Here is a 13,476-nt window from a genome sequence, read left to right as displayed (position 1 = left end):
TCTCTCCACCCGACGGGGCATTGGCTTAAAATGTGTAGCGAAGGCCAAGCTGGCCCATGGCGTTGATGACGGCGTCCAGATTGTCCGCCTTGGCACTGTCGACGCCGACCGAGGCGGACGCCTGCAGATTGCGCGTGACGAGCCGGTAATAGCTGGCGAAGGCGCCCAGGTTCAGCACGTCCAGCCGGTTGCCGCTGGCGTCGAAATAATTGGCATAGACGGCCGTATCGATGCTCGACTGGCTGTCGACGCGATAGGTGAGCGAGGCGTTGCCGTACCAGTTCTGGTCCCGCGTGCCGCGCACCAGCACCGTCTCACCCGAAGGCGTCACGAATTTGCGCTGCGAATAGCCAAGGCCGACACCCATGCCCCAGGGCCCGCGCTCCGCCGCGAACTGGGCCGCCACGCCGCGATAGCGGAAATTGGCCCCTGTGACCCCGGCCAGCGCATCGTTGAAGCACTGCCCGCCCCCGCTGGTGGAAAAGGCGCAGCCGGTGAAATCGCCGGTGAAGGGATTGCGCACGATATTGAGGTCGCTGCCCGAAAGCGCCGCCACATCGGAAGTGATGACGCGCCCGAAGCTGTCGATGCCGTCGAACACGACCAGGGCGAACGACTTGTCCCGGCCCTGCCAGATGAAGCTGCCCGAATAGGTCATGCCGCCATAGCGCTCGCCCACCCGCGCGGTCAGCGAGGTGCGGTGGCTCGGCCGCCAGAGCACGCCGACATCCCAGATGATGTCGTCGAAATCATAGATGAGCTGGCGAGGCGAACTGTCGTCGGTGACGTAGCGGCCGCTGGAGGAGATTACCGGCACGCCATTGCCGTCGAGCAAGGGCGAACGCTGGCTGATCTCGATCTTCTCATAACCGATGCCGCCGATCAGGGCGAGCGTGGGGGATACCGGCAGGGTGGCGTCGAGCCGCGCCCATTTGTCCTCGAACCGCTGGTCGAGCTGGCTTGCATCCTCCCGGCTGTAGCCTGCGCTGGCGACGAGGCCCAGCGGCATCCACACCCCCGGCCCGACGCCGACGGAACCCATCAGGTCATGGGTGGTCGATTCCGCGAAGCCATTGCCCAGAGGCGCACCGGGGAAATCGACATTCACGTCATCCTCGACCCGCGCATAGCCGAGCCGGTAGGAGGCGCTGATGTCCAGATCGCCCAGCCGCGTGACATAGGACGGGCCGACATAGCCTGCATAGACCTGGCTGCTATAGCCGTCATTGCGCACCGACGCGCCCGAGAACCCGTCCGTGCGGACCCGCGTCGCCAGGCCGCCTGCATTCAGCGACAGCCCGCGCGCGAGGCCATATTGGCCACTGACGATCCCGCTGATGATGTCCTGATCGCTGAGGTCATCGCCCCAGCCGAAGCTATGTGCATATTGCAGGTCCGCAGCGGCTTCCAGCCGCCGCGTCTGCACGCTGGCGGTCACGCCCGCGGTGACGTTGGTATAGGTCAGAACGTCGCCGCCGCCCTGGATCGGCGCGACGACGACCTGGTCGATGCCGAGATAGGGCGTGACGTCGACCTTGCGCTGCTCGTCCCGCGCAAGGGCGGGCGAGGCCAGGGCGATCCCCGCGAGAAGAAGGGCTAGGCGAGAGATCATCAGCCCGCATGCTCCCCTTCATGGCCATGCGCATAATAGCTGCCGAAACGCCGTCCGCCGCTGGCGAAGTTCACACCGTTCAGGAGCAGCTTCACCTTGGACGCGCCCTTGAGCAGTCCGGCCGCATCGCGCAGCGCGCCTTCCGTCGTCCTGTCCGCCCGCACCACCAGCAGCGCGACGGCGGCGTGGCCGGCCAGCACAGCCGCAGGAGAAGCGGCCAGCAGGGGCGGCGAATCGAACAGGACGATGCGGTCGGGCCGTCCCTCGGTCAGGCGGCCCAGCAGCATTTCCGTCCGCGCGGAGGCCAGATATTCGGTGTCGTTGTTGCTCCGCTGTCCGGCCGGGAGCACGGAGAGAGAGGGAATGTCGGTGCGCAGCACGCAATCCTCGATGGCAATCGCCGGATCGGCCAGCGCGTCCATCAGGCCCGGCCCTGCGGTCAGCCCCAGCGCCTGCGGGATGCCGGGCTTGCCGAAATCGGCGTCGACCAGCAGGATTTCGCGATCCTTCTCCGCCGCCAGGCTGAGCGCCAGGTTGATCGCGCAGAAGCTCTTGCCCTCCCCGCTATGGGCGGAGCAGACCAGCACCCGGTTGCCCCGCGCATTGCCCGCCAGTTCGGCCAGCAGGTCGCGCTTGAGCAGCCGGAACTCCTCGCTCATCGCGGTGACGGGACCGTCGGGCAGCAGATAGCCCGCCTCGACCAGCGCGATGCGGTCGATCGGCTGTACCGGCCCGGTCCAGTCCGGCGCGCGATAGCCGGGGACCGGCGTTTCGGGGACCGGCGTTTCGACGGCGGCGGGCGCGGGTTGCGCGGTCTCCACCACGGGTTCGCCCACCGGAACTTCGACCGCGGGCGCGGCGCGCCCGCGCAGGGCCGCGCTGAAATCGTAGATTTCGGTCGCCCGCTCGATCAGCGATCCGCCGGAAAGGGACTTGTGCCTGTTCATATCCGGTCCCTCCTCAAGCCAGCCCGCGCTGGACGAATTCGATGACGATCAGCAGCAGGCACAGCGCCGCAAGGCCGCCGCTGGCGCCTGCAAACCACTTCATCCGCTGCCTCTCCATCGCCTGCTGCGCCGCGCTGACGGTCTGGCTGATCGATCCGATCACGGAGACGCCCAGCGCCTTTTCCAGCCGCGCCGCATTGGGAAAGCCGCCCTTGAGCTGCGCCACGGCAAAGGCCGTGCCGATGCCCGCGCCCAGCCCCAGGATCAGCACGCCCAGCAGCAGCAGCGGCCGGTTCGGCGCGGCCGGAGCGGTCGGCAGGCTGGGCGGATTGATGACGCGGAACTGGACCGATCCGGTTTCCGACTTCACATCGCCGCGCAGACGGATTTCCTCGCGGTCCGCCAGCATCTTGTCATATTGGGTCTTGAGTACCTGATAGTCGCGGTCGAGCCGTTCCTGCTCGGCGGCGAGGCCGGGTTCATCCGTCTGGCGCGATGCCATGGCGTTCAGGTCCGCCTGCAACTGCGCCTTGCGGGCGGAAAGCCCCTGCACCGTGGCGGCGCGTTCCGCCTGCATCGACCTGATCGAAAGATAGGCGGGATTGGGCGTGCTGCCGGCGCTGCCGCCGCCCTGCCCGCGCAGCAGGTCCACCTGCCGCTGCGCCGCGATCACGTCGGGATGGCTGCTGGTGAAGCCCCGCGCCCGCATCGACGCAAGGTCCGCCTGCGCCTGGGCCAGCGCCGAAGGCCCGCCCGAAGCGCCGACGCCCGGCAAGGTCTGCGGCGTGCCCGCCAACTGGCCGTTCATCGCCGCCAGCGCGCTTTGCGCCTGCACGAGTTGCGAATCGATGCTGTTGATCTCCGACCGGGCGGCGTCCATGCGCTGGCCGATCGATCCGGCGCCCGGCAGCATGCCCGCATAGCGCTGCTCGAACTCGACGCGGCGCTGTTCGGCGGCGGCAAGCTGCTTGCCCCGCGCCGCCAGTTGCTGGTCGAGGAAGGCAAGGCTCTGCCGCGTCTCCACCTTGTCGGAGGACAGGTTGGTTTCCTGGAAGATGTCGACCAGCTTCTGCACGATCTGTTGCGAAATGCGCGCATTGGCGCCGTCCGACAGGCCGGAATCGGCCCATGTGGCGCTGATGTCGATCATGCTGGGGTCAAGCTGCGCCATCACGGTGATGGTCTCGCGCAATCCGGTGATCTTCGCCGCCAGGTCGCGCGGCCCGTCGACCGTCCGGTTGAGATCGGTCTCCTTCACCACCCGTTCCAGATTGGCCGTGCTGGCCAGGGTCTGGCGCACCCTGTCGAGGTCCTGCTGCGCCTGGACCTGGGTGATGCCCACCTTGTCCTCCAGCAGCGACTGGGTGTTCACATAGACCCGCGCCTTGGATTCATAGCTGTTGGGGATGAGCGCCACGCCCAGCCAGCCAGCCAGGCACACGCCCCAGGCCACGCCCAGCGCCAGCCAGCGGCGGAGCCAGAGGCCATGCAGGATGACCAGCAGTTCGTCGACGAGAGCCGCCATGTCAGAACATGCTTTCGGGAATGATGATGACGTCGCCGGGCGCCAGCATGACGTTCGCCTTGCTGTCGCCGCGCTTCAGCAGGTCGCCGATGCGGACCTGATATTCCTGCTGCTTGCCGGTTTCCTTGTTGAAGCGGACCAGCTTCGCCCTATTGCCCGCCGCATATTCGGAAAGGCCGCCGACCGAGATCATCGCGTCGAGCAGCGTCATATTGGCGCGATAGGGGATGGAGGCGGGCTTTTCGGTCGCGCCGACGATCCGCACCTGCTGGCTGAAGGTGCCGGAGAAATTGTTGACGATCACCGACACCAGCGGATTTTCGATATATTTGCCCAGCGCCACCTTCAGGTCGTCGGCCAGTTGCCGGGGCGTCTTGCCGACCGCCGGCATGTCGGAAATGAGCGGCGTGGTGATGCGCCCATCGGGCCGCACCTGCACCTTCGCGCCGAGATCGGGATTGCGCCAGACGAAGATGGTGAGATCGTCGAGCGGCCCGATCACATATTCCTCGCCCGGCCCCTCCTGCGTCGAAACGAAGGACGCCGGTGGCAGATTGGGCGCGCCCCCGCCCGAAGCGCAGCCCGAAAGAGCCAGAGCCGGCAGGGACATGCCGATCAACGCACGGGAAAGTGACAGGAAACGCATAGATTCACCCCTTTTCGCGGCCGCGCCGACAGCCGCCAAAGGGAGGCGCCGGCAACCGTCAAGCACTCAGCTTCGACGGCCTTCTTGCCCCGAAAGGGTAAAAATAGCGTTAGGAGTTAAGTTATTGGCAAATCAGTTGATTAAAATCAGCCGATCAGCAGTTCCCGAGGCGCCGGATGACCGAGAAAAGCCGCCGGGCTGGCCGAGGCGCCATAGGCCCCCGCCAGGAAGATCGCGATCAGGTCGCCCTCCTCCACCGGCGGCAGCGCGACCTTGTCCCCAAGCCTGTCGATGGGCGTGCAGAGGCAACCCGCGACCGTTACGGCCTCCGCCGCGGGCGCTTCCCCGAAGCGATTGGCGACGGCGATGGGATAGTTGCGGCGCACCACCGTGCCGAAATTGCCGCTCGCCGCGAGCTGGTGATGCAGCCCGCCATCGACGATGACGAAGGTTTCGCCCTGGCTCTTCTTCACATCGACGATGCGGGTGAGGTAAACGCCCGCCTCCCCCACCAGCCAGCGGCCCAGTTCCATGGCGAAGGCGCTGTCCTGCAATATGTCCGCCCGCCCGTCGAGCAGCCGGCCCAGCGCGTCCCCGATGGGCCGGATGTCCAGCCGTTCGTCGCCGGGAAAATAGGGAATGCCAAAGCCGCCGCCCAGATTGACCAGCGGGGGCACCGCGCCGATGCTGTCGGACAGGCGGGTGGCGAGATCGATGGTTGCCGCCTGCGTCTCGATCAGCGCCTGCGTCCCCAGCGCCTGGCTGCCGGCGAAGATATGCCAGCCGCGCCATTGGGCCCCCGCATCGATCACCCAGCGCGCCAGCGCCGCCGCGCGCTCCGCGTCCACGCCGAAGGGCTTGGCGCCGCCGCCCATGCGCATGCCGGACCCCTTCAGGTCGAAATCCGGGTTCACCCGCACCGCCAGCTTCGGCGTCCTGCCCCGCCGCTCCGCAAGGGCGATGGCCCGTCGCGCCTCCCCCTCCGACTCAAGGTTGATCGTCGCGCCGCTGTCTATGGCGACGATCAATTCATCGTCGCGCTTTCCCGGCCCGGCGAAGCTGATATGGGCAGCGTCCATCCCCGCCTCCAGCGCCCGGGCCAGTTCCCCGCCCGACGCCACGTCGAAGCCGTCCACCAGCTTCGCCATGCGCTCCAGCAGGGGCGCATGGGGATTGGCCTTCACCGCATAATGGAGCGACAGCGTCGCTGGCATGGCGTCGCGAAAGGCCCGCGCCTGCTCCTCTACGATGCCCATGTCATAGACGAACAGCGGCGTGTCCCCGGCCTCCTCCACCAGGCTCGCCGCGCCGCAGCCGCCGATCAGCAACATGCCCTCCTCCCCGATGAAGACGGGCGGGATCGGTCCCATCGGCTTCATGCCGCAAATTCCTTCGCCAGCGCCACGCGGTCGATCTTGCCATTGGGATTGCGGGGAAATTCGGAAAGCATGACGATCTCGCGCGGTTGCATGAAATTGGGAAGCTCCTGCCGAAGCCGTGCCTCCACCTGCGCCTTTAGCTCCGGCGAAGCGCCGCGCAACAGCAACAGCACCGCCTGCCCCAGACGATCGTCCCGGACGCCCAGCGCAACCGCTTCGGCAATGCCCTCCACCGCGACGGCCGCTTCCTCGACCTCCGTGGGGCTGATGCGGTTGCCGGCGGACTTGATCATGGCGTCATCGCGTCCGACAAAATAAAGCAGTCCCCGCGCATCCCGGCGCACGGTATCGCCCGACCACACCGCCATGCCGCCATAGCGGGAGGCGACGGGCGCCGGTTTGAACCGTTCCGCCGTGCGCGCCGGATCGCGCCAATAGCCCTCCGCCACCAGCGGCCCGCAATGCACCAGTTCACCCGGCTCATCGTCGCCCGCAATCGAACCGTCCGGGCGAACGACCAGTATCTCCGCATGGGGAATGGCCGATCCCATGCTGTCGGGGCGGCTTTCCACCAGCGCGGGCGGCAAATAGGTCGAGCGGAACGCCTCGGTCAGTCCATACATGGGGTAGAGGTCCGCGCGCGGAAACAGCGCCCGCAACTTCGCCACCAGGGGCCGCGTCAGCGCGCCGCCGCTATTGGTGAGCCGCCTGAGCTTCGCCGCCACATCGGCGGGCCAGTCCAGTTCGGTCAACTGCACCCAGAGCGGGGGCACCCCCGCCAAGGTGGTGATGTCCCACCGATCCACCGCCTTCACCACGTCGCGCGGCGTCAGATAATCGAGCGGACAGGCGCATCCGCCGGCGAACCATGTGGAAAACAACTGATTCTGCCCATAATCGAAGCTGAAGGGGAGCACGCAAAGCGTCCGGTCCTCCGCCGTCAGCTTCAGATATTCCGCCACCGATACAGCGCCCAGCCAGAGATTGGCGTGGCTCAGCATCACGCCCTTGGGCCGCCCGGTCGATCCGCTGGTGTAGAGGATTGCGGCCAGTTCGTCGGGCGCGGCATGGGACGGGGCCAGCGCCTCCCCGCCGCTCATCGCGCAGGCCGCATCATCCTCCCGGTGGAGGTCGCATCGCCCCGGCACGTCGCCCGGCGACAGGGTCGCCAGACGGCTGGCCGTCCCGATCAGCAGCGACGCGCCGCTGTCCGCCAATATGTGCGCGACCTGGGCATGTTTGAGCAGCGGATTGACCGGCACATGAACCAGCCCGGCGCGGGGCGCGGCGAGCGGCATCAGGGCCGCGACCGGGCCCTTTGCGACCCAGCTTGCGACTCGCGCGCCCTTGTCCAGCCCGAATCGGGCAAGCCATGCCGCCAGCCGCCCCAATGTCGCTTCCAGATCCGCATAGCTTTGCGTGCCCGACCGCCCGTCCAGCGCGGGCCGTTCCGCGTCGCCGCGCAGCAGCAGATGGTCGATCGGCCGCACCTGCGCGCCGTCGATCATGGGGTCCGCCATGGGCGCGGGGGAATCGCTTAACTCCATCTCCAGACTTTTTTCCTAAAGGCGATGCTGTCGACGGGGAGATAATGGTTTGCTGGTCGCAAGGGAATATCGCAGCGTCGCCCAAGCGCGTCAGGTGCTGGGTTCAGCGCTCGACCGCGCCGGCACGCCGTCGCTGTTCGACCGCATCGACTGGTTCGAATCGCTCCATGCGCATTGCTTTTCCACGACGGACGTCCGCATCTTCCAGGCGTTGGAGGGGGAGTGTCAGGCATGGCTTTTCCTGCTTTCGTCCGGAGCGGGACGGCTGGGCGCGCTCGCCAACTGGTACAGCTTCGATTGGGGGCCGGTCTTCCTTGGCCCTTTGGACGAGACCGTCCGTCGTCGCCTGATCGAAGTCATCGCCCAGTCTCTGTTGGCGGACAGCGCCCAGATCGACCTCTATCCGGTCACGGCCGCGTCGGACATGCTGCTCGACGCCTTTCGCCGTGCAGGCTGGTTCAGCGTCCGGCGGCCGATGGGGGGGCGGCATATGCTGCACCTGAATGGGCGGACTTTCGAGCAATATTGGGCGCAACGGCCCGGCCGCCTGCGTACGCTGATCGCGCGCAAGAACCGTGCGAGCCGCTTCACCCTCAGCATCGCGGACCAGCTGACCGAGGCGCTGTGGCGCGACTATGCCGCCGTGCAGGAACGAAGCTGGAAGAAGCCGGAGGCCGATCTTGGCTTTCTCCATGCGCTGGCCCAGCGGGAAAGCGCCGCCGGGACGCTCCGGCTGGGCTTTGCGCGGCTGGAGGAGCAGCCGGTGGCGACCCAGCTATGGACGGTGGAGAACGGCACCGCCCTCATTCACAAGCTGGCCCATGATCAGGCGTTCGACGGCGCCTCCCCCGGCAGCCTGCTCAGCCATGCGATGTTCGCGCACGCCATCGATCGCGATCATGTCGCGACGATCGATTATGGAACGGGCGACAATGGCTACAAGACCGACTGGATGGAGGAACGGGAAACGCTCTACCGGCTGGATTTCTTCAACCCCCGACGCGCTTCGGTCTGGCTGCCCGCCGCGCGTGCGGCCATTTCGGCGCTTGTAGGTTAGCGGCGGAACGACTAGGTAGGCGCCCATCATGCGGGCGGACAATGCACAACCGGTCGACCGGGCAATGGATATTGAAACGATGATGCGCGCCTTGCTGCGCGATGTGCTGGCCCTGTCGCAGGACCGGGTCGACGCCTTCGATGCGGATACGCCGCTGTTCGGCGCGCTGCCGGAACTGGACTCCATGGCCGTTGCGGGCCTGCTCACTGAGATGGAGGACCGCTTCGGCATCCTGATCGAGGACGAGGATATAGACGGCGATACGTTCGAGACGTTCGGCTCGCTCGTCGCCTTTGCGCGGGCGAAGATCGGGGGCTGAATTTCGGTTTGCGGCGTGTGGAAACAGGTTTCTCCGCGCTGGCGGATTTTGAAGGGGTGAGGACGGTCGGATGGCGGGGATGCCCGATCCGTCGTTGGGGAAGGCAGGATTGCAAGGTCGGTCCTGACGCATGCCAAGCCCCTGTCTGGTCGAGTGACGCCCTTTCCGTCTCAAGGCCGCCGCAACTCGCCACCACCATGGCCGGGAACGTCGTTCGGACTCCATGAACCGGTCCGGTCAACTTCCTCCCTTTCCTCCGTCCCCCACCTTGCTCTATGGCGGGGGCCGAATTTCCCAAGGGGAACGCCAACTTGATCCTTGACCTTGCCGCCGCCGCTTCGGGGGCCATCCGCTTCGACCAGCTCGGCCTCAGCCCTGTCGCGCTCGACCTCGGCTTCTTCACGCTGAAATGGTACAGCCTCGCCTATCTGGCGGGCATATTGATCGGCTACTGGTATCTGCTGAAGCTGATCGCCCAGCCCGGTTCGCCCATGGCGCGCCGCCATGCCGACGACATGATCTTCTACGCGACGCTGGGCATCATCATCGGCGGGCGGCTGGCCTATGTCTTCTTCTACCAGCCCGAAATCCTCCGCCATCCGCTGGACATCTTCAAGCTGTGGAACGGCGGCATGTCCTTCCATGGCGGGGCCATCGGCGTGTCGCTCGGCATCCTCTACATGGCGCGCAAGGAGAAGCTCTCCTGGCTGCGCATCCATGATTTCGTGGCCTGCTGCGTGCCCTTCGGCCTGTTTTTCGGCCGCCTCGCCAATTTCGTGAACGGGGAGCTGTGGGGCAAGGAAACCGATGTGCCGTGGGCGATTATCTTCCCGACCGGCGGCGCCTTCCCCCGCCATCCGAGCCAGCTTTACGAGGCTTTCCTGGAAGGCATAGTGCTGTTCCTGATCCTCGCCTTCGCCTTCTGGAAGACCCGCGCCCGCTACAAGCCCGGCATGCTGGTGGGCATCTTCCTGCTTGGCTATGGCATCTTCCGCTTCGGCGTCGAATATTTCCGCGAGGCCGACGCGCAGCTCATGGAATTCGCCGCGCGCACCGGCCTGCACATGGGCCAGTGGCTGTGCGTGCCGATGATCCTGGGCGGCCTGTACCTGATCTTCACCGCCAGGAGCCGCCGCGTGCGCGTGGAACCGGTCGCGGGCAGCGCGAGTGTCAGCTGAACCCAGCCTGTCGGAACGCCTGGCGCGCCAGATCGCGTCGGGCGGGCCGATCTCCATCGCCCATTATATGGCGGAGGCGAACCAGCATTATTACGGCACTCGCGACCCGCTGGGCGCCGCCGGCGACTTCACCACCGCGCCGGAGATCAGCCAGATGTTCGGGGAACTGGTCGGACTATGCCTGGCGGACGTCTGGATGCGGTCGGGCAGCCGGCCGGAGATCGGCTATGTCGAACTAGGCCCCGGCCGCGGCACGCTCGCTTCCGATGCCCTCCGGGCCATGGCCGGCCTGTCGCTCGTCCCACGGGTGCATTTCGTGGAGACCAGCCCCAGCCTGCGGGAGCGGCAAAGGACGATCATCCCCAACATCTTCCATCACGACACTGTCTCCAGCCTGCCCGAACAGGGGCCGCTGCTGGTCGTCGCCAACGAATTTTTCGACGCGCTGCCCGTGCGCCAGATCGTGCGCAGCGGAAAGGAATGGCGCGAACGGGTGGTGATCTGCCCCGATCCGGGCGAACCCGATCGTTTCGCGCCCATGGCTGGCTATCGCCGCGTCGAGTCGGGCATCCCCGCCCTCGCCGCCGAAGCGCCGGAAGGCGCGATATTGGAAACGCCGCTGGCCGGGGCCGCGGTCGCGCTGGAACTCGCGCACAGGATCGCCCGGCAGGGCGGCGCCGCGATCATCGTCGACTACGGCTATGAGGGGCCGGCCTTGGGGGACACGTTGCAGGCGGTGCGAGCGCACCGCTTCGCCGACCCCTTTCTGGAGCCGGGCGAAAGCGACCTCACCACCCATGTCGACTTCACCATGATCGGCAATATGGCGCGGCAGGCGGGGCTTCGGGTGATGGGGCCGGTCGGTCAGGGCGCCTTCCTGCGCCGGCTGGGCATCGACGCCCGCGCCGATCAGCTCGCCCGCACGACGCCGGCCCGCGCCGAGGAGGTGGAGGCAGCCCGCCTGCGGCTGACCGCCGGGGATGCCATGGGCACGCTGTTCAAGGCGATGGCCTGGGTGCACCCGGATTGGGCGGAACCGGCGGGGTTTGAGGGTTAGAGTATCCGTGATGATCAAGCTGGAGATTGCGTCCAGCATCGATCGGCTTTGAGCATGGCGTTCGCGGTGACGACGAGCTTTCGCATGACGGCGGTGATGGCGATCTTGGCGGGCTTTCCGGCAGTAACGAGCTGCTGATATTTTGCCTTGAGATCGGGATTGTACCGGGCGGCGACGAGGGCCGGCATATAGAGAGCCTGCCGCACGTTGGCGCGTCCGCCACGGATGAAGCTCTTGCCTTTCCATTGTCCGGACTGTCGAGCGACGGGGGCGAGACCGGCGAGGGATGCGGCCTGCTTGTTCTCGAGGCTGCCGAGTTCGGGCATGGTGGCGATGAGCTGGTTGGCGGTCAGCGTTCCGACGCCGGCGATGCTGGTGAGGATCTCATGCCGGCGGGCGAGCGCGGCATCGGCGGCGATCAGGTTGGCGATCTCGGTATCGAGCGCCTCGATATGCCGATCGATCTGCTCGAGCCGCTGCCGGCACTGACGCTTGAGGAAGGCGATGGTGAGGTTCTTCTCGCGATTCTTGAGCGCGGTGCGATCGCGCATGAGGCCGTCTCGGGCATTGATGAGCTCCGCCATCTGCGCCTGCTGTGCGCTTCGAGCAGGTCTGACCGGCGGCTGCAAGGTGGCCGCCATACGGGCCAGCAACATGGCATCGATGCGATCGGTCTTGGCCAGAATGCCAGTCGCCTGGGCGAAGCGCCGGGCGCGCTCCGGGTTGAGCTTCACGCAGGGCCAGTCGGCCAGAGCCGCCTCCAGCGCCCGATGGTAGGTTGCGGTTGCCTCATAGGCGATCCGCTCGACCGGCCATTGTCGCAGCCAGGCGATCAGCGCCTTGTGGCCCTTGGCGGTGTTGGCGAACTGGCGCTCGGCGCCGGCAGGGTGGACATGGCAGTCGAGGCTCGCTTTGGAGATGTCGATGCCGATCGTCTGTGGTAGATTGTCGCTCATCTTTTCCGCTGTCCCATGCTTGTCATCCGGGTCCAAAACCCCGGTATCCGTTCGGGCCGACACGAAAAGAAAGGGGCGATCCTACTCTAACCCGGTCCCACAACGACCGGCGCTTTCACGATCCGTCCCCTTCCGCCCGGGCCGGGGTGGCCACCCCGGCCCGGGCAATCCAGCATGACCCAAACGGACCGCAAGGTCATAAGACAAGCGTTTTCCAAGCAGATGGAATCATCTGCTGACTCGGAAAACGCGACAAAACAAAAACTTGGAGCAGTCGAGCCGATGCAATCGGATCGGAATCTGCTCTAGGGTTTGTGGGGATTCATCGTGAGTTGATGATGGCTGCGGCGAGATAGATCATTGCAGAGAAGCTCTGGTCGGTTTTGCAGGCACGCATAGCGATGCGTTTGAATTCCTTAAGTTTGCAGAAGAAGTTTTCGATCAGGTGACGCCATTTGTACATCTCGACGTCGATCTTGAGCTTTTGGGCACGGCCGGGATGTTGTGAAATGACAACCTTCGCCCCACGCTGATCAAGATCCTGTACAATCCAGTTGGAATCGAAGGCCTTGTCGCCCAGCAGGGCACCGAACTCGATACCGTCGATCAACGGTGCGACGCCTATGGTGTCGTAGCGGTTGCCCGGCAGCAACTCGAAGCGCACCAGATTGCCCAAGGCATCGGTCAGCGCCAGAATCTTGGTCGTCATGCCGCCTTTTGAGCGACCAATGGCCTGGCCCTGAGTCCCCCTTTTGCGCCCTGGCCATGCCGGTGAACCTTGACGATGGTCGCATCGACCATGGCGTATTCCATGTCGGGTTCCTCCGACAGCACATCGAAAATACGCTTGAAAATATCGGCTTCCCGCCAATCGCGAAACCGCCTGAACGCCGTATTCCAGTTGCCGAACATGGCGGGCAGATCACGCCATGGACTGCCCGTGCGAACAATCCACAGCACCGCCTCCATGAATAGCCGGTTGTCCCTTCCGCTCCGCCCAGGGTCAGTCGGCTTACCCAAACAATGTGGCTCCATCTTTGCCCATTGGGCGTCGGTCAGTACGAAACGGTCCATCCAGAGCGTGAATCACATCTCCCAACAAATGGGAATCCTAAATCCCCACAACCCCTAGAGCGCGTTGCGTTAAATCGTACGCAGGCTGCGCGCTCCAAGCCTTTGTCGTCGCATCGTTTTAAACGCAAAACCGGTTCCCACTTTTGCGCACGATGCTCTGGCGATCATCCCCGGGCATG

12 protein-coding genes are annotated in these 13,476 nt (G+C 65.7%); 4 read left to right on the top strand and 8 right to left on the bottom strand.

Going from position 1 to position 13,476, the window contains the following annotated elements; all coding sequences use genetic code 11:
- Positions 1-25 precede the first annotated feature (25 nt).
- The 6 genes from H5V43_RS02690 to H5V43_RS02665 all read right to left on the bottom strand — a co-directional run bounded on the left by H5V43_RS02690 (position 26) and on the right by H5V43_RS02665 (position 7,656).
- A complete protein-coding gene (locus H5V43_RS02690) occupies positions 26-1,612 on the bottom strand; it encodes a hypothetical protein (RefSeq protein ID WP_025549649.1) in 1,587 nt (528 codons plus the stop codon).
- Entirely contained in the window at positions 1,612-2,559 is a 948-nt protein-coding gene (locus H5V43_RS02685; RefSeq protein WP_025549648.1) for a P-loop NTPase, read from the bottom strand. Before H5V43_RS02685 ends, H5V43_RS02690 begins: the two co-directional genes overlap by 1 nt.
- A 13-nt stretch (positions 2,560-2,572) precedes the next feature.
- A complete protein-coding gene (locus H5V43_RS02680; RefSeq protein WP_025549647.1) occupies positions 2,573-4,084 on the bottom strand; it encodes an XrtA system polysaccharide chain length determinant in 1,512 nt (503 codons plus the stop codon).
- Position 4,085: 1 nt separating this feature from the next.
- Positions 4,086-4,730 (bottom strand): XrtA/PEP-CTERM system exopolysaccharide export protein, encoded by a 645-nt coding sequence (locus tag H5V43_RS02675; protein WP_025549646.1) that lies wholly within the window; start codon positions 4,728-4,730, stop codon positions 4,086-4,088.
- Between the two features lie 146 nt (positions 4,731-4,876).
- Entirely contained in the window at positions 4,877-6,109 is a 1,233-nt protein-coding gene (locus tag H5V43_RS02670; protein ID WP_025549645.1) for a pyridoxal-dependent decarboxylase, exosortase A system-associated, read from the bottom strand.
- Positions 6,106-7,656: an acyl-CoA ligase (AMP-forming), exosortase A system-associated gene (locus H5V43_RS02665; protein ID WP_244968649.1), complete on the bottom strand. Its 1,551-nt coding sequence runs from the start codon at positions 7,654-7,656 to the stop codon at positions 6,106-6,108. Before H5V43_RS02665 ends, H5V43_RS02670 begins: the two co-directional genes overlap by 4 nt.
- Before the next feature lie 49 nt (positions 7,657-7,705).
- On the opposite strand from H5V43_RS02665, the gene H5V43_RS02660 reads away from it, so the two are divergent.
- From H5V43_RS02660 to H5V43_RS02645, 4 genes are all read left to right on the top strand, one after another.
- Positions 7,706-8,713, top strand: coding sequence for a GNAT family N-acetyltransferase (locus H5V43_RS02660; protein WP_025549643.1), 1,008 nt, complete (start codon positions 7,706-7,708; stop codon positions 8,711-8,713).
- Positions 8,714-8,741: 28 nt separating this feature from the next.
- Positions 8,742-9,032 carry an acyl carrier protein gene (locus tag H5V43_RS02655; RefSeq protein ID WP_025549642.1) on the top strand — a complete coding sequence of 97 codons (291 nt, stop codon included), beginning with the start codon at positions 8,742-8,744 and terminating at the stop codon, positions 9,030-9,032.
- Between the two features lie 275 nt (positions 9,033-9,307).
- Positions 9,308-10,210: a prolipoprotein diacylglyceryl transferase gene (gene lgt, locus H5V43_RS02650; protein ID WP_173664357.1), complete on the top strand. Its 903-nt coding sequence runs from the start codon at positions 9,308-9,310 to the stop codon at positions 10,208-10,210.
- Complete coding sequence (locus H5V43_RS02645) at positions 10,200-11,267, top strand: class I SAM-dependent methyltransferase (protein ID WP_025549640.1); 1,068 nt, start codon at positions 10,200-10,202, stop codon at positions 11,265-11,267. Before lgt ends, H5V43_RS02645 begins: the two co-directional genes overlap by 11 nt.
- Positions 11,268-11,281: 14 nt before the next feature.
- Here the strand turns inward: H5V43_RS02645 and H5V43_RS02640 are convergent, their stop codons facing one another.
- Together H5V43_RS02640 and H5V43_RS02635 are read right to left on the bottom strand one after the other, a co-directional pair.
- The gene (locus tag H5V43_RS02640; RefSeq protein WP_193666748.1) at positions 11,282-12,223 is read right to left on the bottom strand and encodes an IS110 family RNA-guided transposase; all 942 of its coding nucleotides are present in this window, start codon (positions 12,221-12,223) and stop codon (positions 11,282-11,284) included.
- 322 nt (positions 12,224-12,545) lie between these two features.
- A protein-coding gene (locus tag H5V43_RS02635) for an IS5 family transposase (protein WP_128830902.1) occupies positions 12,546-13,297 on the bottom strand; the annotation gives its coding sequence in 2 pieces (ribosomal slippage) (positions 12,546-12,967 and positions 12,967-13,297; 753 coding nt in all).
- Between the last annotated feature and the right edge of the window lie 179 nt (positions 13,298-13,476).

The organism is Sphingobium fuliginis, from assembly GCF_015074805.1.
Lineage (GTDB): Bacteria > Pseudomonadota > Alphaproteobacteria > Sphingomonadales > Sphingomonadaceae > Sphingobium > Sphingobium fuliginis.
This window is presented reverse-complemented; position numbering and strand designations above follow the sequence as displayed.

Coding starts and splice junctions, on each gene's coding strand:
- H5V43_RS02675 (WP_025549646.1), bottom strand. CDS start 4,730: ATGCGTTTCCTGTCACTTTCCCGTGCGTTGATCGGCATGTCCCTGCCG.
- H5V43_RS02670 (WP_025549645.1), bottom strand. CDS start 6,109: ATGAAGCCGATGGGACCGATCCCGCCCGTCTTCATCGGGGAGGAGGGC.
- H5V43_RS02680 (WP_025549647.1), bottom strand. CDS start 4,084: ATGGCGGCTCTCGTCGACGAACTGCTGGTCATCCTGCATGGCCTCTGG.
- H5V43_RS02640 (WP_193666748.1), bottom strand. CDS start 12,223: ATGAGCGACAATCTACCACAGACGATCGGCATCGACATCTCCAAAGCG.
- lgt (WP_173664357.1), top strand. CDS start 9,308: ATGGCGGGGGCCGAATTTCCCAAGGGGAACGCCAACTTGATCCTTGAC.
- H5V43_RS02655 (WP_025549642.1), top strand. CDS start 8,742: ATGCGGGCGGACAATGCACAACCGGTCGACCGGGCAATGGATATTGAA.
- H5V43_RS02690 (WP_025549649.1), bottom strand. CDS start 1,612: ATGATCTCTCGCCTAGCCCTTCTTCTCGCGGGGATCGCCCTGGCCTCG.
- H5V43_RS02665 (WP_244968649.1), bottom strand. CDS start 7,656: ATGGAGTTAAGCGATTCCCCCGCGCCCATGGCGGACCCCATGATCGAC.
- H5V43_RS02685 (WP_025549648.1), bottom strand. CDS start 2,559: ATGAACAGGCACAAGTCCCTTTCCGGCGGATCGCTGATCGAGCGGGCG.